The organism is Polynucleobacter sp. AP-Latsch-80-C2 (assembly GCF_018882185.1).
In the GTDB taxonomy this organism is placed as follows: domain Bacteria; phylum Pseudomonadota; class Gammaproteobacteria; order Burkholderiales; family Burkholderiaceae; genus Polynucleobacter.
This window is the reverse complement of sequence record NZ_JACVOY010000059.1, coordinates 1-210: the sequence shown is the minus strand read 5'-3', so window position 1 is coordinate 210 and position 210 is coordinate 1. Positions and strand designations below refer to the sequence as shown.

At 49.0% G+C, this 210-nt stretch carries 1 protein-coding gene; it reads right to left on the bottom strand.

Features of this window, described 5'->3' with window-relative positions; all coding sequences use genetic code 11:
- Positions 1-210: hypothetical protein (locus tag ICN47_RS12870; RefSeq protein ID WP_216220307.1), on the bottom strand; the 210-nt coding region annotated here is incomplete at both ends.

The window sequence follows — 210 nt, the reverse complement described above, 5'->3', positions numbered from 1 at the left end:
GCCAAAGTATCGGTCACTAAGGTCAGGTTATGGTTGCCTGCAGCAATGGTGCTAGCGGTAGTAATGCTAGATGCAGTTAAGGTCACATCACTACCCAGTGTCACTGCGCCAGTGTAGGTTTGAGTACCGGTGGTGGTGATTGAACCGTTTAAGGTGATGCCATTGCCAGTTACGGCTAAGACATTGGCAGTGTTAATAGCGCTTAAGCTC